General features: G+C 47.5%; 2 protein-coding genes. Both read right to left on the reverse strand.

Annotated features, from left to right (window positions below; translation table 11 throughout):
- Positions 1 to 275 (reverse strand): hypothetical protein (locus TW80_RS18195; protein ID WP_157033344.1); only part of this gene is annotated, 275 nt, incomplete at its 3' end.
- 61 nt (positions 276 to 336) lie between these two features.
- A partial coding sequence (locus TW80_RS18345; protein WP_045998769.1) for a hypothetical protein occupies positions 337 to 554 on the reverse strand: 218 nt, incomplete at its 5' end.

A 554-nucleotide genomic window follows, 5' to 3' on the forward strand; every position in this document is an offset into this window, starting at 1 on the left:
GACTGGCGCGTAATGATCTCTTTCATTTCATTGGCAACACCTATTAGGTCACCATCTTCGGTCGGGTTGAGTTCGCTGAGGATGGTGTAAGTCAATGTCGCAAGTGTCTGCATCGTTTCAGCGTTGCGTTCTTCTCGGGCAGCCATTGTGGTGAGTGTGTTCTGAAGTGCGGCGCACTCAGCTGCGGAAAGTTCACCCGCTGATCCCGAGCTAAACGGTGTAAGGCAAGAGATTGTGACTACCGTAAACACAGTCTTTGCTCGTTCAAATATCATAAACTGATCTCCTGACTATCTGATCTGAAAAAACGAGAGATATGGCGGGAAGAAAAACAGTCTAATCGGTATAAACGCAAATCTTATGTTCAGCGTTGCGCCAGCATTCGCCGACCTTAGACAACAGACCCATCGATGCCCAAGCGTATCTGGTTCTAATCGGTTCACCATTGTCGTCCATCTGAACGTTCCAATATCCCTCAGCTAGGCCATCGTGTCGGTGGTCCAAATGAAACATCCAAAATCCATCAGCACTGGTCAAAACAAGTTGATTACTTG

Origin of the sequence: Loktanella sp. S4079 (assembly GCF_000967725.1) — a bacterium.
Taxonomy (GTDB): domain Bacteria; phylum Pseudomonadota; class Alphaproteobacteria; order Rhodobacterales; family Rhodobacteraceae; genus Yoonia.